General features: G+C 57.9%; 1 protein-coding gene and 1 tRNA gene. Both read left to right on the forward strand.

Translation table 11 applies throughout. The annotated features are described in order from the left end of the window. Positions 1 to 294: 294 nt before the first annotated feature. The gene (locus tag EN885_RS32985; RefSeq protein ID WP_095483127.1) at positions 295 to 474 is read left to right on the forward strand and encodes a hypothetical protein; all 180 of its coding nucleotides are present in this window, start codon (positions 295 to 297) and stop codon (positions 472 to 474) included. Next, positions 436 to 526, forward strand: a tRNA-Ser gene (locus tag EN885_RS32990). The genes EN885_RS32985 and EN885_RS32990 overlap by 39 nt, the downstream gene beginning before the upstream one ends. Positions 527 to 1,073: the final 547 nt, after the last annotated feature.

Below are 1,073 nucleotides of genomic sequence, written 5' to 3' on the forward strand. Positions count from 1 at the left end.
AAAGTTAAAAAACGGGTCTGGGTATTCTTTGCTGAAGGACAGCGTTCCCTGCCCCATCCCCACTACCGAAAAAGATGCGCACCGCGCCGCTCCTTCGAACTCGACATTACCCATGAGGCGGCGGCGTTCAACCACCATCGTACCGGCAAAAGGGCTGTGCGGGTGCTATCCCCCTGCGTTGTTGCACAAATGACACGATTTGGCCTCACTCAGAAAGCTCCCATTAACCATCGCCTCGCTTGCGAGCCCTTGCAATCCGGCCGATTCCGGCGATAGCCCGTCGGAATTGCGACGATGCGCCGAGTCGCCGGCCAACGGATTGCCGCAGAATCGCCGCATCGCGAAAGCGCCGTTTCGACAGAAGCCGGTTTTTTCAATGATAATGGCGCAGGCTTGTTGATTGTGCCGGCGCTTTTCTTTATCCACCGGCGCAACGGAGAGGTGGCCGAGTGGTCGAAGGCGCTCCCCTGCTAAGGGAGTAGAGGTCAAAAGCTTCTCGTGGGTTCGAATCCCATCCTCTCCGCCATTCTGCTTTGCGCCTCGCGCTTCGCAGGGCAAGTCCGGCGAATTCTTCTAGTGAATCCCTTGCAAAGCCTGGTTTCGAAGCCTTCCCAGCCTCGTCATCCCAGGGCGAAGCAGGCGCGAAGCGACGTCGCGAAGACCCTGGGATCCATGCCATGACATCAGCCAAAGAATGCAGCGGCTCAGGATGGCCGTTCGACGAGTGCAGTCGCCAAGGGGTGCGCTGAAGCAGAGCTTGCACCCTTGCGACACGTAAACGTCACGGCATGGATCCTGGGGTCTGCGCTGCGTCGCTTCGCTCCTTGCTCCGCCCCAGGATGACGAAGGGGAGATGTGTGCGGTCGCCACCGACAAAGGGGGAGCCAATCTGTCAAAACTTCCTGTGTCAAAGCGCTAATTAGCAGCGCCTTTTTTGGCGCGCTCTTCGCCCAAGAACGTCTGCGGGATGTTTTCACGACCGGCGCAAAATCCCACGATTCTCCGAAAAATGCAGCAATAACAATTCGTTACCGCAGAAACAGCCGTCGCCGATCCGCTGTTTCGTTCGATTC

Source organism: Mesorhizobium sp. M6A.T.Cr.TU.014.01.1.1 (assembly GCF_004022765.1).
Classification (GTDB): Bacteria; Pseudomonadota; Alphaproteobacteria; order Rhizobiales; family Rhizobiaceae; genus Mesorhizobium; species Mesorhizobium mediterraneum.